This is a genomic window from Nakamurella aerolata, from assembly GCF_013002705.1.
Taxonomy (GTDB): Bacteria; Actinomycetota; Actinomycetes; order Mycobacteriales; family Nakamurellaceae; genus Nakamurella; species Nakamurella aerolata.
This window is the reverse complement of record NZ_JABEND010000001.1, coordinates 388907-413445: the sequence shown is the minus strand read 5'-3', so window position 1 is coordinate 413445 and position 24539 is coordinate 388907. Positions and strand designations below refer to the sequence as shown.

Annotated in this window: 20 protein-coding genes; 13 read left to right on the top strand and 7 right to left on the bottom strand. The window is 70.3% G+C overall.

Features of this window, described 5'->3' with window-relative positions; genetic code table 11:
- Window positions 1–25 precede the first annotated feature (25 nt).
- The 7 genes from pafA (at window position 26) to HKD39_RS01785 (ending at window position 9913) form a co-directional block, all read left to right on the top strand.
- Window positions 26–1384 carry a Pup--protein ligase gene (gene pafA, locus HKD39_RS01815; RefSeq protein ID WP_171198104.1) on the top strand — a complete coding sequence of 453 codons (1359 nt, stop codon included), beginning with the start codon at window positions 26–28 and terminating at the stop codon, window positions 1382–1384.
- 100 nt (window positions 1385–1484) lie between these two features.
- The gene (locus HKD39_RS20225; protein WP_212753777.1) at window positions 1485–2777 is read left to right on the top strand and encodes a helix-turn-helix transcriptional regulator; all 1293 of its coding nucleotides are present in this window, start codon (window positions 1485–1487) and stop codon (window positions 2775–2777) included.
- On the top strand, window positions 2774–3781 hold the full coding sequence (locus HKD39_RS01805) for a helix-turn-helix transcriptional regulator (protein WP_171198103.1): 1008 nt from the start codon (window positions 2774–2776) through the stop codon (window positions 3779–3781). Before HKD39_RS20225 ends, HKD39_RS01805 begins: the two co-directional genes overlap by 4 nt.
- Window positions 3782–3958: 177 nt before the next feature.
- Window positions 3959–5260, top strand: coding sequence for a twin-arginine translocase subunit TatC (tatC, locus tag HKD39_RS01800; RefSeq protein WP_343074522.1), 1302 nt, complete (start codon window positions 3959–3961; stop codon window positions 5258–5260).
- A 41-nt stretch (window positions 5261–5301) separates the two neighbouring features.
- On the top strand, window positions 5302–8187 hold the full coding sequence (locus tag HKD39_RS01795) for a DEAD/DEAH box helicase (protein ID WP_171198102.1): 2886 nt from the start codon (window positions 5302–5304) through the stop codon (window positions 8185–8187).
- A 283-nt stretch (window positions 8188–8470) separates the two neighbouring features.
- Entirely contained in the window at window positions 8471–9205 is a 735-nt protein-coding gene (locus HKD39_RS19905; RefSeq protein ID WP_212753776.1) for a DUF4333 domain-containing protein, read from the top strand.
- Window positions 9206–9214: 9 nt separating this feature from the next.
- Window positions 9215–9913 carry a nitroreductase family protein gene (locus HKD39_RS01785; RefSeq protein WP_212753775.1) on the top strand — a complete coding sequence of 233 codons (699 nt, stop codon included), beginning with the start codon at window positions 9215–9217 and terminating at the stop codon, window positions 9911–9913.
- A gap of 27 nt (window positions 9914–9940) precedes the next feature.
- On the opposite strand, the gene HKD39_RS01780 is transcribed toward HKD39_RS01785, so the two are convergent.
- Entirely contained in the window at window positions 9941–10870 is a 930-nt protein-coding gene (locus HKD39_RS01780; RefSeq protein WP_171198101.1) for a 5'-3' exonuclease, read from the bottom strand.
- Window positions 10871–10920: 50 nt separating this feature from the next.
- On the opposite strand from HKD39_RS01780, the gene HKD39_RS01775 reads away from it, so the two are divergent.
- Genes HKD39_RS01775 through HKD39_RS20220 form a run of 3 tightly spaced genes read left to right on the top strand, consistent with a single transcriptional unit; the run spans window position 10921 to window position 15046 of the window.
- A complete protein-coding gene (locus tag HKD39_RS01775; RefSeq protein WP_171198100.1) occupies window positions 10921–12150 on the top strand; it encodes a M24 family metallopeptidase in 1230 nt (409 codons plus the stop codon).
- Between the two features lie 53 nt (window positions 12151–12203).
- Window positions 12204–12686, top strand: a complete 483-nt coding sequence (locus HKD39_RS01770) for a winged helix-turn-helix transcriptional regulator (RefSeq protein WP_171198099.1) — start codon at window positions 12204–12206, stop codon at window positions 12684–12686.
- Window positions 12683–15046, top strand: a complete 2364-nt coding sequence (locus tag HKD39_RS20220) for a prolyl oligopeptidase family serine peptidase (protein ID WP_171198098.1) — start codon at window positions 12683–12685, stop codon at window positions 15044–15046. Before HKD39_RS01770 ends, HKD39_RS20220 begins: the two co-directional genes overlap by 4 nt.
- Here HKD39_RS20220 and HKD39_RS01760 read toward each other — a convergent pair.
- On the bottom strand, window positions 15034–15900 hold the full coding sequence (locus HKD39_RS01760; RefSeq protein ID WP_171198097.1) for a fused MFS/spermidine synthase: 867 nt from the start codon (window positions 15898–15900) through the stop codon (window positions 15034–15036). The genes HKD39_RS20220 and HKD39_RS01760 overlap by 13 nt on opposite strands.
- Window positions 15901–16109: 209 nt before the next feature.
- On the opposite strand from HKD39_RS01760, the gene lnt reads away from it, so the two are divergent.
- Both lnt and HKD39_RS01755 read left to right on the top strand, forming a co-directional pair.
- A complete protein-coding gene (gene lnt / locus HKD39_RS19150) occupies window positions 16110–17960 on the top strand; it encodes an apolipoprotein N-acyltransferase (protein ID WP_246231770.1) in 1851 nt (616 codons plus the stop codon).
- Window positions 17957–18751 (top strand): polyprenol monophosphomannose synthase, encoded by a 795-nt coding sequence (locus HKD39_RS01755; RefSeq protein ID WP_343074520.1) that lies wholly within the window; start codon window positions 17957–17959, stop codon window positions 18749–18751. The genes lnt and HKD39_RS01755 overlap by 4 nt, the downstream gene beginning before the upstream one ends.
- Window positions 18752–18873: 122 nt before the next feature.
- Here HKD39_RS01755 and HKD39_RS01750 read toward each other — a convergent pair whose 3' ends face one another.
- From HKD39_RS01750 to HKD39_RS01735, 4 genes are all read right to left on the bottom strand, one after another.
- Window positions 18874–19218, bottom strand: coding sequence for an RNA polymerase-binding protein RbpA (locus HKD39_RS01750; RefSeq protein WP_171198095.1), 345 nt, complete (start codon window positions 19216–19218; stop codon window positions 18874–18876).
- A 371-nt stretch (window positions 19219–19589) separates the two neighbouring features.
- Window positions 19590–20897, bottom strand: coding sequence for a phosphodiester glycosidase family protein (locus HKD39_RS01745; RefSeq protein WP_171198094.1), 1308 nt, complete (start codon window positions 20895–20897; stop codon window positions 19590–19592).
- 262 nt (window positions 20898–21159) lie between these two features.
- Entirely contained in the window at window positions 21160–21969 is an 810-nt protein-coding gene (locus tag HKD39_RS01740) for a thymidine kinase (RefSeq protein WP_343074519.1), read from the bottom strand.
- A gap of 202 nt (window positions 21970–22171) precedes the next feature.
- Window positions 22172–22954: a glycerophosphodiester phosphodiesterase family protein gene (locus tag HKD39_RS01735; RefSeq protein WP_171198093.1), complete on the bottom strand. Its 783-nt coding sequence runs from the start codon at window positions 22952–22954 to the stop codon at window positions 22172–22174.
- 63 nt (window positions 22955–23017) lie between these two features.
- On the opposite strand from HKD39_RS01735, the gene HKD39_RS01730 reads away from it, so the two are divergent.
- Window positions 23018–23440, top strand: a complete 423-nt coding sequence (locus HKD39_RS01730) for a hypothetical protein (protein WP_212753774.1) — start codon at window positions 23018–23020, stop codon at window positions 23438–23440.
- A 9-nt stretch (window positions 23441–23449) separates the two neighbouring features.
- On the opposite strand, the gene HKD39_RS01725 is transcribed toward HKD39_RS01730, so the two are convergent.
- Window positions 23450–24481, bottom strand: a complete 1032-nt coding sequence (locus HKD39_RS01725; RefSeq protein WP_171198092.1) for a PHP domain-containing protein — start codon at window positions 24479–24481, stop codon at window positions 23450–23452.
- Between the last annotated feature and the right edge of the window lie 58 nt (window positions 24482–24539).

Genomic DNA, 24539 nt, shown 5'->3' with positions numbered 1-24539 from the left:
CCGGCCGGGGCCTACGCTGAAACCCATGCAGCGGCGGATCATGGGCCTGGAGACCGAGTACGGCATCACCTGCACCTTCCACGGGCAACGGCGGCTCTCGCCGGACGAGGTGGCCCGCTACCTGTTCCGTCGGGTGGTGGCCTGGGGTCGCTCGTCGAACGTGTTCCTGCGCAATGGATCCCGGCTCTACCTCGATGTCGGCAGCCACCCGGAGTACGCCACCGCCGAGTGCGACGACCTTGCCACCCTGATCGCGCACGACAAGGCCGGCGAGCGGATCCTGCAGGACCTGGTGGTCGACGCCGAGAACCGGCTGGCCGAGGAGGGCATCGGCGGCGATATCTTCCTGTTCAAGAACAACACCGACTCGGCCGGCAACTCCTACGGCTGCCACGAAAACTTCCTCATCTCGCGGTCGGGGGAGTTCTCCCGAATCTCCGACGGGCTGATCCCTTTCCTGGTGACCCGGCAGCTGATCTGCGGCGCCGGCAAGGTGGTGCAGTCGCCGCGCGGCGCCAGCTACTGCCTGTCGCAGCGCGCCGACCACATCTGGGAAGGCGTCTCCAGCGCAACCACCAGGTCGCGGCCGATCATCAACACCCGCGACGAGCCGCATGCCGACGCCGAGAAGTACCGCCGGCTGCACGTGATCGTCGGCGACTCCACCATGAGCGAGACAACCACGCTGCTGAAGGTCGGCTCCGCGGCGCTGGTGCTGGAGATGATCGAAGCCGGAGTCACCTTGCGCGACTTCACCTTTGAGAATCCGATCAGGGCGATCAGAGAGATCTCGCACGACCTGACGGGGCGGCGCCCGGTCCGGTTGGCCAACGGCGGTGAGATCTCCGCGCTCGACGCCCAGCTGGAGTACTACAGCAAGGCTGCCGACTACGTCGCCGGCCGCGGCACCGACCCGGTCAGCGAGCGGGTGCTCGACCTGTGGGGACGCACCCTCAAGGCCGTCGAGTCCGACGACCTCTCCGGCGTCGACACCGAGATCGACTGGGTGATCAAGAAGAAGCTGATCGACGGCTACGCCGCCAAGAACGGCCTAGAGCTGTCGCATCCCCGGATCGCACAGCTGGACCTGACCTACCACGACGTGCGTCCGGGACGTGGGCTGTTCTCGTTGCTGCAGGCCAAGGGCAGGGCGGCGAGGGTCGTCACCGACGAGCAGATCGCCGCGGCCGAAAGCGCACCGCCGCAGACTACGAGGGCAAAGCTGCGCGGCGAGTTCGTCACCGCGGCGCAGCAGGCCGGCCGCGACTACACCGTCGACTGGGTGCATCTGAAGCTCAACGACCAGGCGCAGCGCACGGTGCTGCTGAAAGACCCGTTCCGCAGCAGCGATGAGCGGGTGGACCGACTGATCGCGAGCATGTGAGTGCTGATCCATGCATGCCACAGCGACAGCGCTGCCGGGTCGGACCGGCGCGCGGCGGCGCGGCTCGTGTTCGATCACGTGATCGAATAGAGTTTCGCGCGTGGCTACCTCCACATCGGACACCCCAGGCCGTTCGGGCGGCGCCGGCGACCCGGCGGCCGGAGCCGGGCGTCGCCCCGCCGACTCGGCTGAGACCGGCGCCGGCGGCGCAGCCTCGGGCGGCACCACCGCGGCGAAGACCGAGCGCCTGCTGAACCTGGTGATCGCGCTGCTGAACAGCCGGCGGTACCGGTCGGCGAGCTGGATCAGGGCCAACGTGGCCGGCTACGCGGAGGCCCCGTCGGACGAGGCGTTCGGCCGAATGTTCGAGCGGGACAAGAACGAGCTGCGGATGCTGCAGGTGCCGCTGGAAACCGATGGCGTCGACGGCTACCGAATCCCGCCGACCGAGTTCTCGCTGCCGCCGCTCAGCTTCACCCCAGAGGAGACCGCCGCGGTCGGCCTTGCCGCCCGGCTGTGGACCACCACCAGCCTGGCCGGTGCCGGGCAGCAGGCGCTGCGCAAGATCAGGGAGGCCGGCGCCCAGAACGCCGACTCCACCGGCGCCGTCTCGAAAACCGTTGCAGGCCAACACAAGTCAACTGGCGCAGACAACCCTGACGGCGCCGACGCCGGCCCGATGATCCCCCCGGAGACGGTGCTGCAGCCGCGGGTGCGTACCGCCGACCCGGCGTTCGCGCCGCTGCAGGCCGCGGTGCTGGCCCGCCGTCAAGTGCGCTTCAACTACGCGAAAGAGCCGGGCGACAACCCGCAGCGGCGCTCGCTGCAGCCGTGGGGGCTTGTCTCGTTCCGGGGGCGCTGGTACGTGATCGGCAACGATCTGCAACGGGGGGCCCAGCGCACCTTCCGGCTGTCCCGGATCGTCGGGCCGGTCAGCGGCACCGGCAAGTCGGGCGCCTACGAGGTGCCCACCGACGTCGACCTGTTGGAGCAGGTGCGCCGTCAGGCCACCCCTGTGGTCCGCCGCTGGGCGACGATCAGGGCATTGCCGGGACGGGCGGTGGGCCTGCGCAGGGACGCCGAGCTGATCACCGCGGGTGACGCGGACGGAACCGGCTGGCAGGCCGCCGACGTGCTGCGAATCCCGATGCCGTGGCTGTGGGACACCGCACGGCGCATCACCGCGAGCGGCCCCGATGTGCTGGTAGTGGAACCGGACGATCTGCGCGACGCGGTGCTGCACTTGCTGCGCGGCGCCGCCGGGCAGGGCGCGGGCAGCGACATCCCGCGCAGTGATAACCCGGGCAGTGACAACCAGGGCAGTGACAACCAGGGCAGTGACAACCAGGGCAGTGACAACCAGGGCAGTGACAACGCGGAGGCCTCCGGATGAGCGAAACCGCCGCGCAACAGCTGTCCAGGGTGATGTCGATGGTGCCGTTCATCGCCAGGCGCCCTGGAGTCAGCATGACCACCCTGGCCGCCGAGTACGGCGTCGGCGTCGAGCAGATCTCCGCAGACCTGAACCTGCTGATGGTGTGCGGGTTGCCCGGCTACTACCCGGACGACCTGATCGACGTGGTGCTGGACGAGGAGGGCGGCACCGTCTCGATGGGATTCCAGGCCGGGCTGGAACGCCCGGTTCGGCTGACCGGCGACGAAGCGGTCGCGCTGACCGCGGCGCTGCGGGCGCTGGCCGACCTGCCCGGCGTCGTCGACGACGCCGCGGTTCGATCGGCGCTGGCGAAGCTGGAGGGGGCCGGCGCCGGAACCGGCGACGCGGTCAGGGTGGTGGCCGGCGATCCGACGGACGATCCGGCGACCGCACGGACGCTGAGCATCGTCGGTCAGGCGGTGCAGCAGAACCGGCGGCTGTCCATCCGCTACTACACCGCGTCGAGGGACACCGTCTCCGAGCGGGTCGTCGACCCGTTGCGGCTGCTGCTCACCGACGGCCACACCTACCTCGAGGCGTACTGCCACACCGCCGGCGCCACCCGGAACTTCCGGGTTGACCGGATCGACGACGCCAGCCTGCTGGACGAACCGGCACAGCCGCCGCTGTGGCAGGAGACCGAGGTGCCGGATCGGATGTACACCCCGGGAGCCGACGCCTCGACGGTGGTGCTGCTGCTGGGGCCCGGCGCGCAGTGGGTGGCCGACTACTACCTGGTGACGGACGTTGCGCTGGAGTCGGGCAGCGACGGCCAACCGACCGGCCGGCTCCGGGTCACCATGCCGGCTCAACACGACGAGTGGCTGGCCCGGCTGGTGCTCTCGCTCGGCGACGCCGCCGAGATCGTCGACCGGCCCGATCTGGCCGCCAGGGTCACCGAACTCGCAGAACAGGCGCTGGCCGAGTACTCAGCGCCCGACGCCGACCCGGCAGGCAGCTGACCGACCGGGCGACACCGGGAAGGCGCGGGGCGGTGCGCCGACCGGCGCCGCTCTACGATGAATCCTGGCGGGTCGGCCGTCCGACCGCTCGCCCGCTCCGAACATCGGAAAGCAGGATCCCGGTTCGGCAGACAGACGGCCCGCGCTCGGCGGTCCGCGGAGAGCAGGAGGCTGCTGGTGACGCTGTTGCGCCGCTCCGGCTCCGACCCCTCGCTCCCCAACGGCAAGAAGGCGAAAAAAGCCGGGAAGTCCGCCGACGGCACCATGAGTCTGATGGAGCACCTGCGGGAGCTCCGCCGCCGCCTGTTCTTCGCGGTACTCGGGCTGCTGGCCGGCACCATTCTCGGGTTCATCTGGTGGTCGGTGGCGATCCCGCCGCTTGGCCTGCCGTCGCTGGGCGATTTGCTCAAGGCGCCGTACTGCTCCGTCACCCAGGATGTGCGGGTCGACTTCGCGCTGAGCGGAGCCAGCGGCGAACAGTGCCGGCTGCTGGCCACCACCCCGTTCTCGCCGCTGCAGATCCGGTTGAAGGCCGCACTGCTCGCCGGTGCGTTGATCTCCAGCCCGGTATGGCTGCTGCAACTCTGGGGATTCGTCACCCCGGCGCTGTACGCCAAGGAAAAGCGTTACGCCCGTAGCTTTGTCGGCGCCGCCTTCGTGCTGCTGATGGCCGGTGCGGTGCTCGCCTACATCGTCATCCAGCACGGCCTGGCTATCCTGCTCGGGTTCGGCGGCGACGTCACCGTTTCGGCGCTGACACCCGACAGCTACTTCGGCTTCCTGATCGGCGTCATGCTGATCTTCGGGGTGTCGTTCCTGGTGCCGCTGCTGCTGGTGATGCTGAACTTCATCGGGGTGCTCTCCGGGCGCAGGCTGGCCAAGTCGCGGCGCTACTCGATGTTCGCCCTCGTGGTGTTCGCCGGGCTGACGGTGCCGGGCAACGACCCGATCACCATGCTGGTGCTCGCGGTGGCGCTATGCGTGCTGTACGAGATGGCCGTCCAGGTGTCGCTGCTGCACGACCGCCGCAAGGCCAAGCGCCTGGGCGCGGAGGGCATGGCGAACCTGGCCGACGACGAGGCGTCCCCGACCCCGATGGCCGGAGCCGCCGTCACCGCCGACCAGCAACCGATCGCCGCCGACCCGTTCGCTCCCGAGGTCGGCGCCACCCCGATCCCCGCACCCCAGCCGATCCCGAGTCGCCGACCGCAGGCGAGCCCCGAGCCAGCCGCCGGACCGGAACCGGCGCCGAGCAGTGCACCGGTACCGAGCGCCGAGCCGCTGCCGACACCAGCCGCCCCGTTGCCGGCTCCGGCCGCGCCGGGTGCGACACCGCCCGCCCAGCCGGCGCCGCCCCCACCAGCCCAGTCGGCACCGCCCCCACCCGCCCAGTCGGCACCGCCCCCACCCGCCCAACCGGCATCGCCCCCACCTGCCCACCCGGTGTCGGGGCAGCTGTGGGACATCGACGCAACCTGACATCGGGAGCCCGCCGGGCCGCCAACGCATAACCTGGCGGCATGGCACGGTCCCGAGTTCGGTCAGCTCCGTCAGTTCCGGCAGGCGAACCGGCAGCCGCAGGAGTTGCCGCCGACGGCGAGATCACCTACCCGGACGAGCATCTTTCGCCGGCCGAGCGCTACCAGCGCTCCAGGGACGTTGCCGCGCACCCGCTGCTCGCGGACTTCTCCGTGACCCGGCCGTTCGTCCTCGACGAGTTCCAGATCGACGGTTGCCGCGCCCTCGAGGAAGGCCGCAGCGTGCTGGCCTGCGCGCCGACCGGCGCCGGCAAGACGGTGGTGGGGGAGTTCGCCGTTCATCGCGCGCTGGCCACCGGTGGGAAGTGCTTCTACACCACGCCGATCAAGGCGCTGTCCAACCAGAAGTACAACGATCTGTGCGCCGCCCACGGCGCCGAGAACGTCGGTCTGTTGACCGGCGACACCTCGATCAATTCGCACGCCCCCGTCGTGGTGATGACCACCGAGGTGTTGCGGAACATGCTGTACGCCGGTTCGCCGGATCTGGCCGGGCTCACCGCCGTGGTGATGGACGAGATCCACTACCTGGCCGACAAGTTCCGCGGTCCGGTGTGGGAGGAGGTGATCCTGCACCTGCCGGAGGACGTGCAGCTGGCCGGGCTGTCGGCGACGGTATCCAACGCCGAGGAGTTCGGCGGCTGGCTGCAACAGGTCCGTGGCGACACCACGGTGGTGGTGGACGAACACCGGCCGGTGCCGCTGTGGCAGCAGATGATGGTGGGCCGGCGACTGTACGACCTGTTCAGTGCCGATTCCCAGCCCGGCGCCGGCACCGGCCGCCGCGAGCCGGCGGCGCACGTCCGCATCGACCCCAGCCTGACCAGGGCCGTCGCCGAGGCGGATGCCCGCTGGACCAGCGGCCGGGACGACCGGCGGCGCGGCGGCGGGCGCGGCCGCGGCGTCCCGAGAGGGGGCCGTGGCTACCACACCCCGCAGTGGCGGCCGCCGAGCCGGGTCGAGGTGATCGAGCGGCTGGACTCGGCCGGGCTGCTGCCGGCCATCACGTTCATCTTCTCCAGGGCCGGCTGTGATGCCGCCGTCGCCCAGTGCCTGCGCTCGCGCCTGCGGTTGGTGACCGACGAGGAGCGGCAGCGCATTCGCGCGGTCGTCGACCGGCGGGCCGCCGAGCTTCCGGAGGCCGACCTCGGCGTGCTGGGTTTCTGGGAGTGGCGGGAAGCGCTGGAGCGCGGCGTCGCCGCCCACCACGCCGGCATGCTCCCGCTGTTCAAACAGACCGTAGAAGAACTGTTCGTCGCGGGGCTGGTGAAGGCAGTCTTCGCCACCGAGACGCTGGCCCTCGGCATCAACATGCCGGCCAGGACGGTGGTGCTGGAGAAGCTGGTCAAGTACAACGGCGAAGGCCACGTCGACCTGACGCCGGGGGAGTACACCCAGCTCACCGGGCGCGCCGGCCGGCGCGGCATCGACATCGAGGGTCACGCCGTGGTGTTGTGGTCGCCCGGCGTCGACCCGCGGCAGGTCGGCGGGCTGGCCTCCAAGCGGACCTACCCGCTGCGGTCGTCGTTCGCGCCGACCTACAACATGGCGGTCAACCTCACCGAACACCTTGGTCGTCAGGCGGCAAAGGAGTTGCTGCAGCAGTCTTTTGCCCAGTACCAGGCCGACGCGTCCGTGGTCGGGATGGCCCGCCAGGTGCAGCGCAGCGAGCGCACCATGGCCAGCGACATCGGCAAGGCCGACTGCGACCGCGGCGACACCTTCGAATACCTGGATCTGCTGACCCGGCTGTCCACCGCCGAGAAGGCGGGCGCCGAGGCCGAGGCAGCCGAACGTCGGGCAGCCACCGCCATCGACCTCAGCCGGCTGCGGCGCGGGGACGTGGTCGAGGTGGCCCACGGCCGGCGCGCGGGTCTGGCCGTTGTACTCGACCCTGGCGTCAACCCCGCCGAACCGACCATCCGCCCCCTGGTGGTGACCGCTGCTCGTTGGGCCGGACGGCTCAGCGAGGCCGACTTCCGCGGGCCGGTACCGGCACTGGGCCGGATCCGGCTCGCCAAGCACGTCAACTACCGCTCGCCGCAGGTCCGTAAGGACATCGCGGCATCGATCCGCAACGCCGGCATCCAGCCGCTGAGCCGGCGCCGGGCCGACAGCAGCACCAGCGCCGCCGAGGCCGAGCTCACCGCGCTGCGCGCCGCGGTACGGGCCCACCCCGTGCACGGCTGCGCCGACCGGGATGGGCACCTGCAGTGGGCCAGGCGGATTCGCCGGCTGCAGGACGAGATCGAGCAGATGCGGCGAAAGGTCGACGGGGCAAGACATTCGCTGGCCGATCAACTGGACCGGATCGCCGGGCTGCTCACCGAACGCGGGTTTCTTGACGGCGACAAGCTGACCGCGGACGGAAAAACGTTGGCGCGCATCTGGTCCGAGAGCGACCTGCTGGCCGCCGAGTGCCTGCGGACCGGGGTGTGGGACAACCTGCCGCCCGCCGAACTGGTGGCCGCGGTGTCCGCGCTGGTCTACGAGTCACGCCGGGAACAGGCCGGCCCGAACCGACCGGTGCGCGGTCCGGCCGGCGGGGCCATCGGCAAAACCATGCGGCTGTGGGCTGAGCTGGCCGGTGCGGAACGCGACCGCGACCTGCGGGTGAGCCGGGAGCCGGACGTCGGGTTCGCCACCGCGGTCCGCGAGTGGGCCGAGGGCGGCACGCTGGGTCAGGCGCTGGACGCCGCGACGGCGGCGGGGCAGGAGCTGTCCGCCGGCGACTTCGTGCGGTGGTGCCGCCAGGTGGTCGACCTGCTCGACCAACTGGTACCGCTCGCGCACCCCGACCTGGCCGATGCCTGCCGGGCCGGCATCGACGCGGTACGGCACGGCGTCGTCGCGCTCGAGGCGGTGTGAGCGGCCATCGGCGGGCTGGTCAGCGAGTGCCGACGCCGCAGCGAAGCCCCGGACCAGCCGCCCGACATGCGCCGTTGATTCGGCTGTTCATGCCGCTGCAGCCCAGTTGCACCGGATACCCTGCTGCTGCAGACCTGTTGGCGTACCGTCCGTAACGGTCAAGGTGACGGTGGTGGCAGCGTGAGTCACCAGACGTCGGGGCGGGTACCAGCGGTCATGATTGGATCAGCACACACGGTTCGCAGAACCCGCGCGGCCGCCGCACGGGACATGGGAGGCACGGATGAGCACGCCGTTCGGTTCGGGTGGAGATTCGAACCCCAACTACAACCCTGGGCAGGGGTCCCAGCCCGACGCCGGCCAATGGCAGGGCTACGGGCAGGGAGCTGAGTCGGGATCGGCAGCCGGATATGGACAGCAGGGCGGCCAGCAGGGCTGGGGTCAGCCGGCCGCGCCCACCCAGCAGTGGAACCAGCCGGCCCAGGGCAGCCAGGGCCAGCAGGCCTGGGGCCAACAGGGCCAACAGGGTTGGGGCCAACAGGGCCAACAGGGTCAGCAGGACTGGGGCCAACAGGGCCAGCCCGACTACGGCCAGCAGCAGGGTTGGGGTCAACAGGGCCAGCAGGGCTGGGGCCAGCAACAGCAGTACGGCGCCGGCCAGTGGGGCCAGCAGGGTGGCTACAACAACTACGACCAGCCGCAGCCGAAGAACAACAAGGCTCTGATCTTCTCGGTGATCGGCGCCGCGGTGGTGATCGCGGTGGTCGCGGTGCTGCTGTTCGCCTGGCCAGGGTTCCTGCGCAGCAAGACTCTCGACCCGGCCGCCGTGCAGGACGGCGTGGTGAAGGTGCTCGGCGATCAGGGCATCACCGCGAGCAACGTGTCCTGCCCCAGCGGCAAGAAGGCCAACGAGGCCAACGACTTCACCTGCACCGCCACCATCGACGGCCAACAGCAGCAGGTCAAGGTGCATGTGGTCGGCGACGACAACGGCACCTACCAGGTCTCCGCACCGTAACCGCCCACCGTGACGACACCCGCGGCGGCGGCCGGTTCAGCGGCCGCCGCCGAACGTGGCCGGTTCGCCGACATCGTGCGCCGGCGGCGGATGATCAGGCGGTACACCGACCGTCCCGTCGACCCGGGCACCGTGCGCACCATCGTCGAGCTCGGATTACGGGCTCCGAGCGCCGGGTTCAGCCAGGGCTGGGATTTTGTGGTGCTGGACGAACCGGCCGCCCGGCAACGCTTCTGGGACGCCAGCCTGACCAAACCGGGCGGCGACGCGCGCGATGCCGATGACGCGGCCGAGCATGCGCCGGTACCGACGGACTGGCTGGCCGGCGTGATGGCGGCACCGGTGCTGATCGTCTGCTGCTCGGACAAGAACGTCTACCTGCAGCGCTACACCGAGCCGGACAAACCCTTCCAGGACGGCTCGGAGTCGCACTGGCCGGTGCCCTATTGGGACGTCGATACCGGCATGGCGGCGATGATCATGCTGCTGGCCGCGCAGGACGCCGGCCTTGGCGCGCTGTTCTTCGGAGTGCCGGTGGAACAACTCGATGCCGTCAGGACCGCGCTGCGGATCCCCGCCGACCGCAACATCGTCGGGGTGATCGCGCTCGGCCACCCTGCGACCACGACACCGTCCGGAAGTACCCGCAGTCGTAAACGTCGCGATACGGCAGAAGTGGTGCACTACAACGGTTTCGGCGGCAGCTGACCGTTTGCGTCGGGTTCGGCTGCCCGGTCAGCCGGTGATGCCGAGCGCCCGCAGCAGCCGCTCGACCGGACCGGCGAGGCCGTGCTCGGCGACCAGCGCATCCAGCCGGGGCCGGTCGAAGACCTTGCCGGGCACCGCGTCCGGCCCGGACAGCAGCACCTCGGCGTCGCGTCGCACCGCGACAACAGCAGGGGCGGCGGCGAGATAGTCGGCGGCGGCCAGCAACTTGCGCCGCGGACCGGACGCCATCGCCGATGCCGGATCGCCGGCGGCGGTCAGCATGGCGTCGATGTTGCCGTACGACCCGATCAGCGCCGCCGCGGTCTTGTCGCCGACGCCCGGCACGCCCGGCAGCCCGTCGGACGGGTCGCCGCGCAACGTTGCATAGTCGGCATAACCGGTTGCCGGAACTCCGTACTTGCGGTGCACCCCGGCCGCGTCGAGCACCACCTGCTTGCTCATCCCCGCGCCGATGTACCTGATCCGAACCCCGGGTGGGGTGTCGTCGGCCAGCTGCATCAGGTCGCGGTCGCCGGTGACGACCTCCACCGGGTCGACCCGCTCGTTGCTGGCCAAGGTGGCGATCACGTCGTCCGCCTCGCACTGCTCGGCACCGGCGCTGGCGATGCCGATAGCCGCGATCACGTCGAGCAGCACCGGAATCTGCGGGGTCAGCTCGTCCGGCATCTGCTCGACGTCCGGTGCGTCCCCGGCACCGAGCCGTTCCACCCGATGCGCCTTGTAGCTCGGCAACAACTCGACCCGCCAGGCCGGCCGCCAGTCCAGGTCGAGACACGCCACCAACCTGCTGGGACGAGTGTCGGCGACGACCCGCGCGGTGATGTCGAGGGCGCCGCGCACCGCGTTGGTCGGCCGGCCGTGCGGACCGACCGTCGAACCGGGTACGGCGTGGAAGGCACGGAAGTAGATGCCGGCGAAATCCAGCAGCTGGAGCATGCACGGAGGCTACCGGCCCAGGCAGACCACCGACGGATACAGTCTTCGGCATGGCAGCACCGAGCACCTCACGTCCAGCCTCCGGCACCGATTCGGCCGCCACGGGCGCACCGGCCGGGGGTGGCCCCAACACCGATCCGGCGCTGACCGCGCCTACCCCGACCGCCGATCTGGCCGGCCGATTGCAGCGCCTGGGCAACGAGCTCGCCACCGCCGGCCTTGACACCGTGGTGATCGGGCCGGGCGCCGACCTCGCGTACTTCGTCGGGCATTCGGTGTCGTCGCACGAGCGGCTCACCTGCCTGGTGGTGACCCCGGACGGCACCGGCAAGCTGCTGGTGCCGAGCTTGGAACGGCCCGGCTGGAACGGCAGCGGCGCCGAGCAACTCGGCCTGGAGATCGCCACCTGGCTGGACGGCGAAGACCCGTACGCCGCGCTGGCGGCGCTGCTGCCCGAGTCGGCCAGGATGCTCGGCGTCGACTACTACCTGCCGGCGATGCACGCGCTGGGGCTGCGGGCCGCTGTGCCCGGCTCCGAGCTGGCGCTGGCCGGCGAGGCCATCGCCGAGCTGCGGATGCGCAAGGACCCGGCCGAACTGGCCGCGCTGACGGCGGTGGCGGCCGCCAACGACAGGGTGCAGCGGCGCATCGGCGAGTGGCTGCTGCCGGGCCGCACCGAACGGGAGGTTGCCGCCGACATCGCCGCCGCATTGGTCGCCGAGGGCCACCAGGCCGCCGACTTCGTGATCGTGGCGTCCGGTCCGAACGGCGCCAGCCCGCACCACGAGGCGTCCGATCGGGTGCTGCGGGAGGGCGACCCCGTCGTTGTCGACATCGGCGGCCCGAGCCCGGCCGGCTACAACTCCGATTGCACCAGGACGTACGTGGTCGGTGCGCCGACCGAGGAGTTCGCCGAGGTGCACCGAATTGTGCAGCAGGCGCAGCAGGCCGGGGTGCAGGCGGCGCGGGCCGGCGCCGGTTGCGCAGCGGTGGACGCCGCTAGCCGGCAGGTGATCGTCGATGCCGGCTACGGCGACTACTTCATCACCCGCACCGGCCACGGCATCGGCCTTGAGGTGCACGAACATCCGTACCTGGTGCGCGGCAACGACCGCGAGCTTGAGCCGGGAATGGCCTTCTCGGTGGAGCCGGGGATCTACCTGCCCGGCAAGTTCGGGGTGCGCATCGAAGACATCGTGGTGATCGACGCAGATGGAGTCGGCCAGCGGCTCAACCACGCCCCGACCGAGCTGGTCTCGGTGGGCGGTGCGAAGCCCTGAGCGCGGCGATGGTGGAGCGACCGGGCCGGGATGACCAGTGCGTGAGGTGACCAGTGCTTGAGGACGTCGACGCGCGGATCGCGATGGAGCTCGCCGCGGACGGCAGATGCTCCTACACCGATCTGGCCGAGCGGGTCGGACTGTCGGTATCTGCTGTGCACCAACGGGTTCGCCGGCTGGAGGAGCGCGGCGTGATCCGCGGCTACGCGGCGGTGGTCGACCCGGAACAGCTCGGCCTGCCGCTGACCGCCTTCATCTCGCTGACCCCGATCGACCCGGCGGCGCCCGACGACTACCCGCAGCGGCTGTCGGCGCTGCCGCAGATTCAATCCTGCTACTCGGTTGCCGGCATCGAGTCGTACATCGTCAAGGTGCGGGTGGCCTCGCCCGCGGCCCTGGAGACACTGCTCGCCGAGATTCGTTCTCGGGCAGGGCTTTCCACCCGCACCACGGTGGTGCTCTCCACGCCGTTCGAGGAGCGGACGGTGCCGTCACCGGAAGCAACGACCAACAAGGAAAGTGAGCGACAGCGGTGAGTTCGGTGAACCAGGCAACGGTGGAGTACCCGCAGGCGACCCGCGACGACACCGCGGACACCCTGCACGGCGAGCGCGTCGCCGACCCGTACCGCTACCTGGAGGATCCGGACGCCGACCGCACCGTCGCGTTTGTCACCGCCCAGAACGCGGTCAGCCAGCCGTACCTGGATGCGCTGCCGACCGCCGGTTACTTCCGGCGGCTGCTGACGCACCTGCTGGACCGGCCACATGCCGGGGCGCCGTGGGAGCGCGGTGGGCGCTACTTCCGGTTACAGAAGCCGGCCGGCGCCAACCAACATCGTCTGCTCGCCGGGAACACCCTGCCCGAGCTGATCTCCACCCCGCGGGTACTGCTCGATCCCAACGAGTTGGCGGACGACGGCTCGGTGTCGATCGCCGACGTCGGGATCAGCCCGGACGGCAGGTTCGCGGCGGTGGCGTTGTCGGAATCCGGCTCGGACTGGCGGCGCATCGTGGTGTTGGACGCCGACAACGGCGCCCGTGTCGACGTGGAATTGCAGTGGACCAAGTGGGTGGGGCCGACTTGGCTGCCGGATTCCAGCGGGTTGGTGTACTGGCGCTATCCCGAGCCGCAGACCGACGGCCACGGCGAGTTCGTGGTGGAGATGCCGCCAGGAGCGCTGACCCTGCATCGGCTGGGCACCGATCAGGATCAGGACATCTCGATCTGGTCCGCCGCAAAGGATTTGCCGGAAACGGCCGCGGCCCGGGCCGACGGACCGGAGTGGTTGGTGCAGCCGCAGTTCTCCGACGACGGCCGCTACCTGATGCTCACCGCCGGTCCGGGCACCGACTCCCGCACCCTGGTGCAGATCGTGCCGGTCTCGGACGATCCGGCAGCTCCCTTCGGTGCGGTTCGCACCGTGATCGGCGAGCTCACTGACACCTACTGGCCGGTCGAGATCGTCGGCGAGCAACTGTTTCTGACCACCAAGGCCGGCGCCGAGCGAGGTCGGTTGGTGCGGTTGAACCTGGCCGACAGCGACTCGAACACCGACGGCACCGCCGCCCACACTGACGGCACTGACGGCGCCGCCGGACCGCAGCTGGTCGAGGTGATCGGTGAGCACCCCGAGGACGTACTCACCGAGGTCGCGGCATGTGCGGCCGGCTGGCTCGCGGTGTACTCGCACGACACCGCGCACCGCATCGATCTGGTCCCGCGGCTCGACTCCGCCGCCGGGTCGGACGGCGCAGCCCGGGTGGATGGCACAGCCGGGTCGGACGGCACAGCCGGGGTGGACAGCACCGGCGCGCTGGACGGCGGCGGCCAGGCGCCGCAACCGATTCCGGCACCAAACTTCTCGTCGCTGAGTGGACTGCACAGCCGGCTGTCGTCGGACGAGGTATTCCTGGAGTGGAGCTCGTTCACCGACCCTGGTAGCTGCTACCGGGTCGCCGCCGACGCGCCGGAGAAGCCGGAACCGTTGCCGGACAACGATTCAGGGCGAGAGGGCCAAGCGCGCGGAACCACCGCGCAGGGCGGCTCGGTGCGGTCCGGTTCGGTGCCGGCCGTCGACGTGGTCATCGAGCGCCGCACCGGCGTCTCGGCGGACGGCACGCCGGTGCCGATGACGGTCGTGCGGCGGTCCGGACTGCCGGACGGCCCGCGCCCGACTCTGCTGTACGGCTACGGCGGTTTCGACATCGCCGTGGTCCCCGAGTATCGCGCCATGTTCGACGCCTGGGTGCGCGCCGGCGGCGTGCTGGTGGTTGCCAACCTGCGCGGCGGCGGCGAGTTCGGCCAGTCCTGGCACGAGGCGGGGATGCTGGAGCACAAGCAGCGGGTGTTCGACGATCTGTACGGCTGCGCCGAGGCGCTGATCGCCGACGGCACCACCACCGCTGCGCAGTTGGCGGTGCACGGCCGTTCCAACGGCGGTCTGCTGGCCGGCGCCGCGTTGGTGCAGCGACCGGACCTGTGGGCGGCCGCGCTGCCCACCGTCGGGGTGTTGGACATGCTGCGCTTCCACCTGTTCACCATCGGACGGGCCTGGACCACCGAGTACGGCAATCCCGATGACCCGCAACAGTTTCCGGCGTTGCGGGCCTACTCACCGCTGCACAACACGGTGGAAGGGGCGTCGTATCCCGCCACCCTGATCACCACCGGCGACCACGACGACAGGGTGGTGCCGGCGCACTCGCTCAAGTTCGGCGCCCAGCTGCAGTACAGCCAGGGCGGCGATGCTCCGGTGCTGTTGCGCATCGACACCAAGGCCGGGCACGGTGCCGGCAAGTCCATGCAGGCTCTGGCCGCCGAGTACGCCGACCAGCTGGCCTTCGCCGCTGCGCACACCGGGCTGAACCCGGAATCATCGGATCAACCGGGGTAGGGCTGGGCGTCGCCGATGAAGTCGGCGATCTCGTCCGGCCGGATCACCTGGTCCGGGTAGCTGCCGGTGGTGCACACCCGCACCAGCGCGCCGAGCGGGAAGGTGAACTTCTCCCTGTCAGTCGCCAGAAACAGCACGTTGCCGCTGTTGCGTCCGGCCAGCACGTCGGGGTCGGTGGTGCAGAACACCGTGCGGAACTGGCGTTGCAGGGTGGCCGCGTGCCGGCGCGCGCCGAACAGGTCAGGACCTTCGATGGTGTTCAGCAGATAGACACCGCCGTCGGCGAGCACGTTCGCCACCTGGCTGAGGTAGTCGGTGCCACGCAACGCTTCCGGCACCTTTCGCCCGACGAAGGCATCGCCGATCACCACATCGGCGGAGCCGGGGGAGCGGCGGTCCATGCGCGCCCTGGCATCGCCGGTCTTCACTTTGAGGCCGGGAAAGGTGAGCAGTCCCAACTCCCGCCTGGCCAGCTCGACCAGCGCGCCGTCGTACTCGTAGACCAGCTGTGACGAGTGCGGCCGGGACTCGCCCAGGTATCTGGCCAAACTGGCGGCGGCGCCGCCGACATGCGTCACCCGCAGCGGCTGCGGCTCCGGCCAGAGCACGCCGAGCATCGCGGCGAACCGCTGGATGTACAAGAACTCGAGGTGGTCGGCGTCGTCCAGATCGATGTACGAGGCCGCCACACCGTCGAGAAACAGCAGCCGACCGGACGAGCAGGCCGGGTCGCGTTCGATCCTGGCCTCGGCATAATCGGTGCGGCCGGAGTACAGAATCTCGGAACCTGCAGGCAACGTCGAATCCGACCCTTCGGGTGAGTTCCAGCCGTCCGGCACCGTTTCATCTGGCACGCGACCATTCTCGGCCATCAGGGACGGTACCGGGACGTCCGGGGCGTACCTGCGGTGCAGGTCCGGCTGCCGCAGGCGACCAGATGCGCATGCGACCTGGGAAGCTGGCCGGGATCCGCCTCGGCCATGCCTCCCGTCTGGGTCAGCGGGCAACTCCCCGAACAGTGGCGACGCTGGCTCACACACACGCAACGTAAATTCGTCCATTGATGAGCACACAATCAGCCGTCCCCGCGACCGGGTCGGCGTCGCCGGACGCTCCGCCGTCGGAATCGGACCAGCCGCAGCCCGGCCGGTGGGCAAGGGCCAGAACCGGATTCCTGCGCCGCGGTTGGCTGCGGCTGCTGGCCGCCGTCGCCGGCGGACTGGCGACCTACGCCGCCTACGCCCCGTCGGAACAGTGGTGGACGGCGATTGCCGGCATCGCACTGCTCGGCCTTGCCGTGCACGGTGTGCGCGGGCGTTCCGGCTACTGGCTCGGTGCGGTGTGGGCGGCCTCGTTCTACCTGCCGCTACTGAGCTGGACCAACGTGTACGTCGGGAACCTGCCATGGCTGGCGCTGGCGCTGGCCGAGGCGCTACTCACCGGTCTGGCGGCGGTGCTGATCTGCTGGTGCATGCGGCGGCTCCCGGTCTGGCCGGTGTTCGCCGCCGCCGCCTGGGTGGCGGGTGAGGCGCTGCAGGCGCGCTTTCCGTTCGGCGGTTTTCCCTGGGGGTCGCTGGCGTTCTCGCAGGCAACCGGACCGCTGCTGCCCGCCGCGTCGCTGATCGGGTCGGCCGGGCTGGTCTTCCTCACCGCGCTGGCCGGGTTCGCGCTCACCCAACTGGCGGTGACGCTGGCGCGGCTGATCAACCGCCGGTCATCGCCGGCCGCGTCGGTCGGTGCCGGCGGGCCCCACCGTGCCGCCAATCCGCACAGTTCCGCTAGCACCGCCGGGGACGCGCACGATAGGCGCGCCGCGGTCCGCCCGACCGCGCTGGTGCTGTCGGTGCTGTTGCTGGCCGGTACCTTCGCCGTCGGTCTGCTCGCTCGGTTGAGCATGATCAGCCCGGACGAGGCGCAGACCTATCCGCAGCGCACCATCGCCGTCATCCAGGGAAACGTTCCCAAGCCCGGGCTGGAATTCAACGATCGCCGGCGGGCGGTGCTCAACAACCACGTCAACCAAACCCTGCAGTTGGCAGCCGACGTCAGAGCCGGCCGGGCGCCGCGGCCGGCCCTGGTGATGTGGCCGGAGAACTCGTCGGACATCGATCCGTACACCAACCCGGACGCGGCCGCGGTGATCAGCGGGGCGGCCGACGCCATCGGCGTGCCGATTCTGATCGGCGCTGTGGTGGGCACTGGGCAGCCGAACCGGACCTACAACATGGGGATCGTCTGGTACCCGAGCAGCCGCTCGAATGCCGGGCCGGGGGAGACGTACACCAAACGGCATCCGGTGCCGTTCGCCGAATACATGCCGTATCGATCTTTCTTCCGGCTGTTCTCCGACAAGGTCGATCTGGTCAGGTCGGAGTTTGTCGCTGGCACCCGGCCGGGGAACTTCACCGTCGACGGGATCGCCTTCGGCGACCTGATCTGTTTCGAGATCGTCGAAGACTCGCTGACCCGCGACGTGGTGAACGGCGGCGCCCAGTATCTGGTGGTGCAGACCAACAATGCCACCTTCGGCTACACCAACGAGACCTACCAACAGCAGGCGATGAGCCGGGTCAGGGCAGTGCAGTACGGCCGGACCGTGCTGATCTCGGCGACCAGCGGGGTGTCCGCGGTGATCAACACCGACGGCTCGGTGTCGGGCCGGATCGGGCTTTTCACTCCCGGCTACCTGACCCCGAGCGTCCCGCTGATCAACAAGACAACACCGGGTACGGTGCTCGGGGGTCCGGCGGAATGGCTGCTCACCGCGGCGGCGCCGCTGGCGCTGCTGGTGCTGTGGCTGGTCGGCCGGCTGCGGAAGCGCTCCGCACCGGCAGCACCGGCCCAGCAAACGCCAGCACAGGTGCCGGGCAAGAACCTGAATCCCGGTACGCCACAGGAGGTTTCCGACCCGTGAGTTCGTCGCCGTCCGCCGCCCCGTCCGATTCGGTGCTGGTGGTGATCCCGACCTACAACGAGGCCGAGAACCTGCCGCGCATCGTTGAGCGGCTCAGGGCGGCGGTGCCGGACGCCGATCTGCTGGTGGTCGACGACAGCTCACCGGATGGCACCGGCGAGATCGCCGACAAACTCGCCGGCGCCGACGACGCGGTCAAGGTGCTGCACCGGGCCGGCAAGGAGGGTCTCGGCCGGGCCTACATCGCCGGGTTCCGCTGGGGTCTGAACCACGGGTACGACGTGCTGGTGGAGATGGACGCTGACGGCTCGCACGCACCCGAACAGCTGCCCCGGCTGCTCGGGGCCGGGCGGTACGCCGATCTGGTGATCGGCTCCCGGTACGTGCCGGGCGGTGGGCTGGTGAACTGGCCGTGGCAGCGCGAGCTGCTGAGCAAGGCCGCGAACCTCTACGTGCGGATGGCGTTGGGGTTGCCGGTACGCGACGCCACCGCCGGTTACCGGGCCTACAGCGCCGAGGTGTTGCGCGAGCTCGACCTGGACACCATCGAGTCGCACGGCTACTGCTTCCAGGTCGACCTGACCATGCGCACCATCGACAGTGGGTTCGGCGTGACAGAGGTGCCGATCACCTTCACCGAGCGCGAGGTCGGCGAGTCGAAGATGAGCGGCGGGGTGATCTCCGAGTCGTTCACCAAGATCGGTATCTGGGGAGTGCGCCGCCGGCTGCGTCAGCTCGGGAACCTCGGCAAACGCGCCGTCGGCCTGCTGCGGCGGCGCTCCGATCGCTGACCCAGCAACCACCGGGGCTCGGTCACAACAGCAAACACCCGCGCTGCTTGCGGTGCGACATCGCAAGTGGCGTGGGTGTTGGTGCGTGCGCCCGACCGTAACCTGCCGGGCGGTGGCCCAGGTCAGGACTGCAGGGTGCGGCGAGCCTTCAGCTCGTCCAGCTTCTCGTTGAGGATCTCCTCGAGTTCTTCGACGGATCGCCGCTCCAGCAGCATGTCCCAGTGGGTACGCGGCGGCTTGATCGCCTTGGCGTCCGGGACCGAACCGTCCACCAGGGTCGACTCCAGGCCGTGCATGCGGCAGTCCCAGGTGCCGGGAACCTCGGCGTCGTCGGCCAGCGGAACGGTGAACTCGTGATCCCGTGGGCACGCGTAGGTGGCGGTGCGGCGCGGGGCAAGATCATGATTGCGGTCGGCCTCGTAGCTGGTGGCTCCGAGCCGGGATCCGCGGAGTACGCGGTCGGCCATGTCGTGACGTCCTTCCTGACGCTGGTCCTTCTGGTGGTGCGGTACCTGCTGGTGATGCAGTGCCTGCTAATGATGCGGTGCTTGCCGGTGGTGGGGTGCCCGCCGGTGCCGAGCAGCGACTCGCCCAGCTGCACCCTCGACCAGATTCAACGCGCGCAGCGGCAGCGATGTTCCGATGGAGGAGGCCGCTGTCGATCGCGGCATGCTGAGTGGGTTACCGCGCACCGGCGGCGACCCGCTGGGGGTTGGCCGTTGTGGGCGCAACCGTCACCACTCCATTCTACGGTCGGGTCAAATCGTGGCAGGCATGCGCGTAGCGCCCAGCCCCCTTGCGGGAGCTGGGCGCTCGGCGAGCAGGGGGCGGCGACCAGCTAGCGTTGTGCCGCCTGCTGCGTCCAGAACACGCCGATACCGTTCGGCACCGGACGGATGGTGCCGTCGCTCGGCTGGTTGACCGCCCGCACCGCCGGCTCGTCGGGAGTGCGCGCGACGAGTGCGCTGGAGCCGCCGCCGTCGAGCGTGACCGTGTCGTCGGCGCCGGCCTGCAGCAACAGTTCGGCGGTCTGCAGGGTGGAGACGCCGACGCTGTCCGCGCGGCGGCCGTCCACCACCAGAAGCAGCAGGGTGCGGCCGTCGGCGGAGACGCCCGCCGCGGTCCGCGGAGCCGGCGACGTGTTCAGCCCGGGAAGGGTGGCGCCGTCCACACCGGTGACGGCGGCGCCCACCGCCCAGCTGTACGGGGCGGAGGTGTCCGCCCGCCAGCTCGCCTGCAGCACGTCACCGGGACGGAGCTTGCGCAGCAGATCGGCGCCCTGCTCCCGGCCGACAACGGCGACGGTTCCGTCAGGGAGCTGCCCGGCCCCGATGCTCGACGACACCGAGACCACTCGCTTGTTGCGGACGATCACCTCGGCGACGTTGCCGGCGCACGGATCGCGCCGGGCCACCTCGGAACCGCAGGCGGCCCTTGCCCTGGACACCGCGCCCCACTCCGTGGTGAATACACCGATCTGGTTGCGGGCAAAGCCGTACTGGTTCAACCCGTTCAGCGGCACCACCGCCGCGCCGCGGCGATCGCCGGCGGAGACCACGGCCGCCGGGTTCGCGCCGCGCAGGAAGCCGCTGCTGTGCAGGGTCCCGGTGAACCGGACGCTGCCGACGCTGGCCCGCCCGCTGCGGTCCACCCCGATCACCTGGGTGCCGTCGTTGACGGGTTTGGACGGGCCCTCGCCGAAGCGCTGGGCCATCGGCACCGCCGACTTGCGCAGTACGCCGTCCCTGATCTCCGCGCCGACGGCGGAATTGGTCGGGCTGATGCCGGCGTGGCTGGCCTCCTCGGAGATGTCGAAGTAGTCGGCGTTGACGGCGGCCAGTGCCCCGGCCCGGTCGGCGATGGTGTCGATCGGCTGACGCTGCCCGACGGACGGTGCGGTGAGCAGGTCGGTGCTGACACCGGCCGCGGTGAGGTCGACGGTGGTGAGATATCCCTGGCTCGGTCCGGCGGCGGTGGTGATGGCCAGCTCGGCGACCGACACCCCGGGCGCCAGGGTGCTGGTAGTCGTTGTGCGCCAGGTGAAGTCGGTGGCTGCGGGCGCGGCGCTGGGGGCTTCGGCGGGTGCGGCGAGCGCGCCACCGGCTCCGATGGTGGCGGTCGCCGCGACGGTCAAGGACACGAGCATGGCAGGACGAATGCGGATCAAGGATGCTCCTGAGGTTGGCGACGGCAGCGCCGGGAGCACGGACGCCCCTTGGCGTGCCCGTCTGCTGTCGAACGGACCCTAGGGACGCTAGAGCGGCCCGGTGCGGTGCCGGTCGAACGCGCGTTGAACGTCGGGTGACGTGAGATGAAACGCTGTGTCAGGCACCCGCCGTCAGTCGAGCAAGGTCAGTCGAGCAAGGTCAGTCGAGCAAGGTCAGTCGAGCAAGGTCAGCCGAGCAAGGTCAGCCCAGCGGGAGCGCCGGGTCGGTGTCGGCGTTGGGTCCGAGATCGCCGCTGCGGTGGTGGATCCGGCACAGCACCTGGTAGCGGACGTGTTCCTCCGCTGGTGCCGCGGCGTCCGTGCCGGAAATGCCGTTGCTGCCAGGAGTATTGGCGCCACTGGCATCGGCGGCATCTGCGTCGGTGCCGGCGTCGGTCTCCGCGGTGTCGGCAACGACGACGGTGGCGCCGTGCCGGACGATCGCGCCGTTGACCACCCTGGCGTTGAAGCGCCCGGGCCGGCCGCACCAACACAGCACCTCCACCTGCACCGGAAGGATCTCGTCGGCCAGCTCGAACAGCCGCTGCGAGCCGGGAAACAGTCGTGAGCGGAAGTCGGTGGCGATGCCGAACGCATACACATCCAACTGTGCCTCGTCGGCCAGCTGCGCCAACTGATCGATCTGCTCGGTCGAGAAGAACTGCACCTCGTCGGCGATCACGTAGTCGACACGCCGGCCCTTGGCCCAGCAATCCCGCACCAGCCGGCGCAGATCCAGATCGCCGTCCACCTCGATCGCCGGCTTCGACAGGCCCATCCGTGAGGTGATCTGGCCGCGTCGCGACCGGTCCAGTTTGGTGAGCAGCAGCCCGCGCCGTCCCTGCCGAGAATGGTTGTAGTCCAACTGCAATGCCAGTGTCGACTTGCCGCAGTCCATTGGCCCGTAGAAGAACTTCAGCACCCCGGCGGGGGGCAGGCCGCGCCGGGAACCTGCCGCCGGTACCGCCGACAGCGCGGAGTCCGGTTCGGGCGGCAGCAGCGGATCGGGCACCACGGCACCTTACGGGGTCGCGCCGGTCGGGTTGACGCCCAGGGTCCCGGGTTCCCTGCGGTGCCGAGCGTCCGCGGGTGTCGAGCCTCGCGCGGGTGCCGAGCCTCGCGCGGTTGCTGAGCGGACGCTCAACGGACACTGAACGAACGCTGAACCGCCGCTGGTTGACGCCGGATGAAGCAGGCGTGGCGCCGCGCCTGTGTCAGCTCGGCGTCCCGCCGCGCTCAGCGAGCACCGCCCGCAGCAGCTCGGGGCGGTCGGTCATCACGCCGTCGACCCCCAGGTCCAGCAGCCGGTGCATCTCCGGTGCCTCGTTGATGGTCCAGACATGCACCTCGATGCCGCTGGCGTGCGCGGTGTCGATCATCCTGCGGGTGACCACCGGCACGCGTCCGGCCCGCACCGGCACCTGGGCCGCCACCACGCCGGTGGGCAGCCGCACCCGGCGCCCGGGCCGCAGCGTCGCACCGCGCAGCAGCCGGGTGACCTCGGAGGGACCGAGCGAGGTGGCCACCGCTGCGCCGAACTCGTCACGGAACCTCCGCAGCCGCCGTCCGGAGAACGAGCCGACGCACAACCGGTCCTGGGCGCCGTGCCGGCGGATCGACTCGGCGAGCAGCGGCATGGCCTTGTCGGTTTTCGGGTCGACGTTGAGCATCACCGCGTCGGTGCCGAGCACCAGCTCGAGCACCTCGTCGAACAGCGGGATCGGCTCGCGGCCACCGATTCTGGCCCGCTGCAGCTGCGGCCAGGTCAGCTCACTGACCACGCCGGTGGCATCGGTGACCCGGTCCAACCGTTGATCGTGAAAGGCGATGAGCTTGCCGTCGGCGGTGGCGTGCACGTCGGTCTCCAGATACCGGATGCCGGCATCGACCGCCGCGCCGAACGCCGCCATGGAGTTCTCCAGGCCGCTGAGGGCGCCGCTGTGCCAGCCGCGATGGGCGAAGACCCGCGGGCGGGGGCCGTCCAGGTAACGGGTCACGGTCGCAGTGTTCCACGGCGCAGGGTGGCACGGCGCGGCGAGCACTGCGCATACCGTGGACGGATGGCACCAGCGACTCCCGGCTCCCGCCGGCCCGCCGACGGCAGGCGCTCCACTGCCGCGCTGCCGTCCGATCCGGTGGCCGATGCCCGACGTCGGCGGCGCGCGGAGGCGACGTGCCTGTGGTGCGGACGCGAGCTCGGCGAACAGCCGACCATGGGTCGGCGGCGACAGTACTGCCGGCAGTCGTGTCGGCAGCGGGCTTACGAGAACCGCACAACCATGGCATCGGCCGGGTTGCCGGAGGATGCCGTGCTGTTCACTGCGGGCGAGCGACAACTTTTGGCGGACAAGCTGTTTCAGGTGCGCTGTGCTGCCGAAGACGTCGCCACCGCGGTGGCCGACGGCGCGACCGGCGGCGAACTGGGCGCGTTGGTCGACCAACTGCTGGCCACCGCGCGCGACGCGGAGGTGCTCAGGGACTGAGCGGCCGGCCTATTCGCCGCGGGTCCAGGCGCGGAGTCCGTCGGCACCACGGGTGGTGATGATCCGGTCGGCGGATATCCCGTGCCGGGCCGCTTTGTCGGCGCCGTAGTTGACGAACTCGAGCTGGCCGGGGGCGTGCGAGTCGGTGTCGATGGAGAACTCGCAGCCGGCCTCGACGGCCAGCTGCAGCAGATCGTCGGGCGGGTCCTGCCGCTCCGGACGCGAGTTGATCTCGACGGCGGTGCCGGCGTCGGCGCAGGCGGCGAAGACGGCTTCGGCGTCGAAGGTGGACTGCTTGCGCAGCTCCCGCGGGCCGAAGGCGGTGTCCTGCACCTTGCGTCCGGTGCAGTGCCCGAGGATGTCCACCCGCGGGTTCTTCACGGCGGCGATCATCCGCCTTGTCATCGCCGCCCGCTCCATGGTCAGTTTGGAGTGGACCGAGGCGACCACCACGTCGAGCCGGTCGAGCAGATCGTCGTCCTGGTCCAACGACCCATCGAGCAGAATGTCCACCTCGATGCCGGTGAGGATCTGAAAGTCTTGCCCGGCAAAGGATTCGTTCAGCTCGGCGATCTGGTCGAGCTGCGCTTCCAGCCGATCCCTGGACAGCCCGTTGGCGACGGTCAACCGGGGGGAGTGGTCGGTGATCACCAGGTAGTGGTGCCCGATGGCCTTGGCGGCGGCGGCCATGGTGGCGAGGTCTGCGCTGCCGTCGCTGGCCTCGGTGTGACTGTGACAGTCACCCTGCAGCCGGGCGCGCAGGTCCGCGCCGTCGCCGAGCGGCACCTGGGTCTCGGCCTCCAGAGCGACGATCCGGTCAGGCGTCTTGCCGGCGGCCGCCTGCTGAATCACCGCGGCGGTACTCGGGCCGATGCCTGGCAGAAAGGTGATGGTGCCGTTGTCGATCCGCTGCGACAGCTCGTCGGGGGGCAGCGCCTGCAGGACCTTCGCCGCCTTCAGAAACGCCTCGGACTTGCGTTTGTCGAGCCGTCCCCGATCCGACAGGTACGACACCCGCAGCAGCGCTTCGATCGGATCCATGACGGTCAGCCTAAGGCTCCGCTCGGACGGCGGGTCACGATGCCGGTGCCGCCGCCGC

Coding starts and splice junctions, on each gene's coding strand:
- HKD39_RS01750 (WP_171198095.1), bottom strand. CDS start 19,218: ATGGCCGACCGCGTACTCCGCGGATCCCGGCTCGGAGCCACCAGCTAC.
- lnt (WP_246231770.1), top strand. CDS start 16,110: ATGAGCACACAATCAGCCGTCCCCGCGACCGGGTCGGCGTCGCCGGAC.
- pafA (WP_171198104.1), top strand. CDS start 26: ATGCAGCGGCGGATCATGGGCCTGGAGACCGAGTACGGCATCACCTGC.
- HKD39_RS01745 (WP_171198094.1), bottom strand. CDS start 20,897: ATGCTCGTGTCCTTGACCGTCGCGGCGACCGCCACCATCGGAGCCGGT.
- HKD39_RS01805 (WP_171198103.1), top strand. CDS start 2,774: ATGAGCGAAACCGCCGCGCAACAGCTGTCCAGGGTGATGTCGATGGTG.
- HKD39_RS19905 (WP_212753776.1), top strand. CDS start 8,471: ATGAGCACGCCGTTCGGTTCGGGTGGAGATTCGAACCCCAACTACAAC.
- HKD39_RS01795 (WP_171198102.1), top strand. CDS start 5,302: ATGGCACGGTCCCGAGTTCGGTCAGCTCCGTCAGTTCCGGCAGGCGAA.
- HKD39_RS01725 (WP_171198092.1), bottom strand. CDS start 24,481: ATGGATCCGATCGAAGCGCTGCTGCGGGTGTCGTACCTGTCGGATCGG.
- HKD39_RS01775 (WP_171198100.1), top strand. CDS start 10,921: ATGGCAGCACCGAGCACCTCACGTCCAGCCTCCGGCACCGATTCGGCC.
- HKD39_RS01780 (WP_171198101.1), bottom strand. CDS start 10,870: ATGCTCCAGCTGCTGGATTTCGCCGGCATCTACTTCCGTGCCTTCCAC.
- HKD39_RS01730 (WP_212753774.1), top strand. CDS start 23,018: ATGGCACCAGCGACTCCCGGCTCCCGCCGGCCCGCCGACGGCAGGCGC.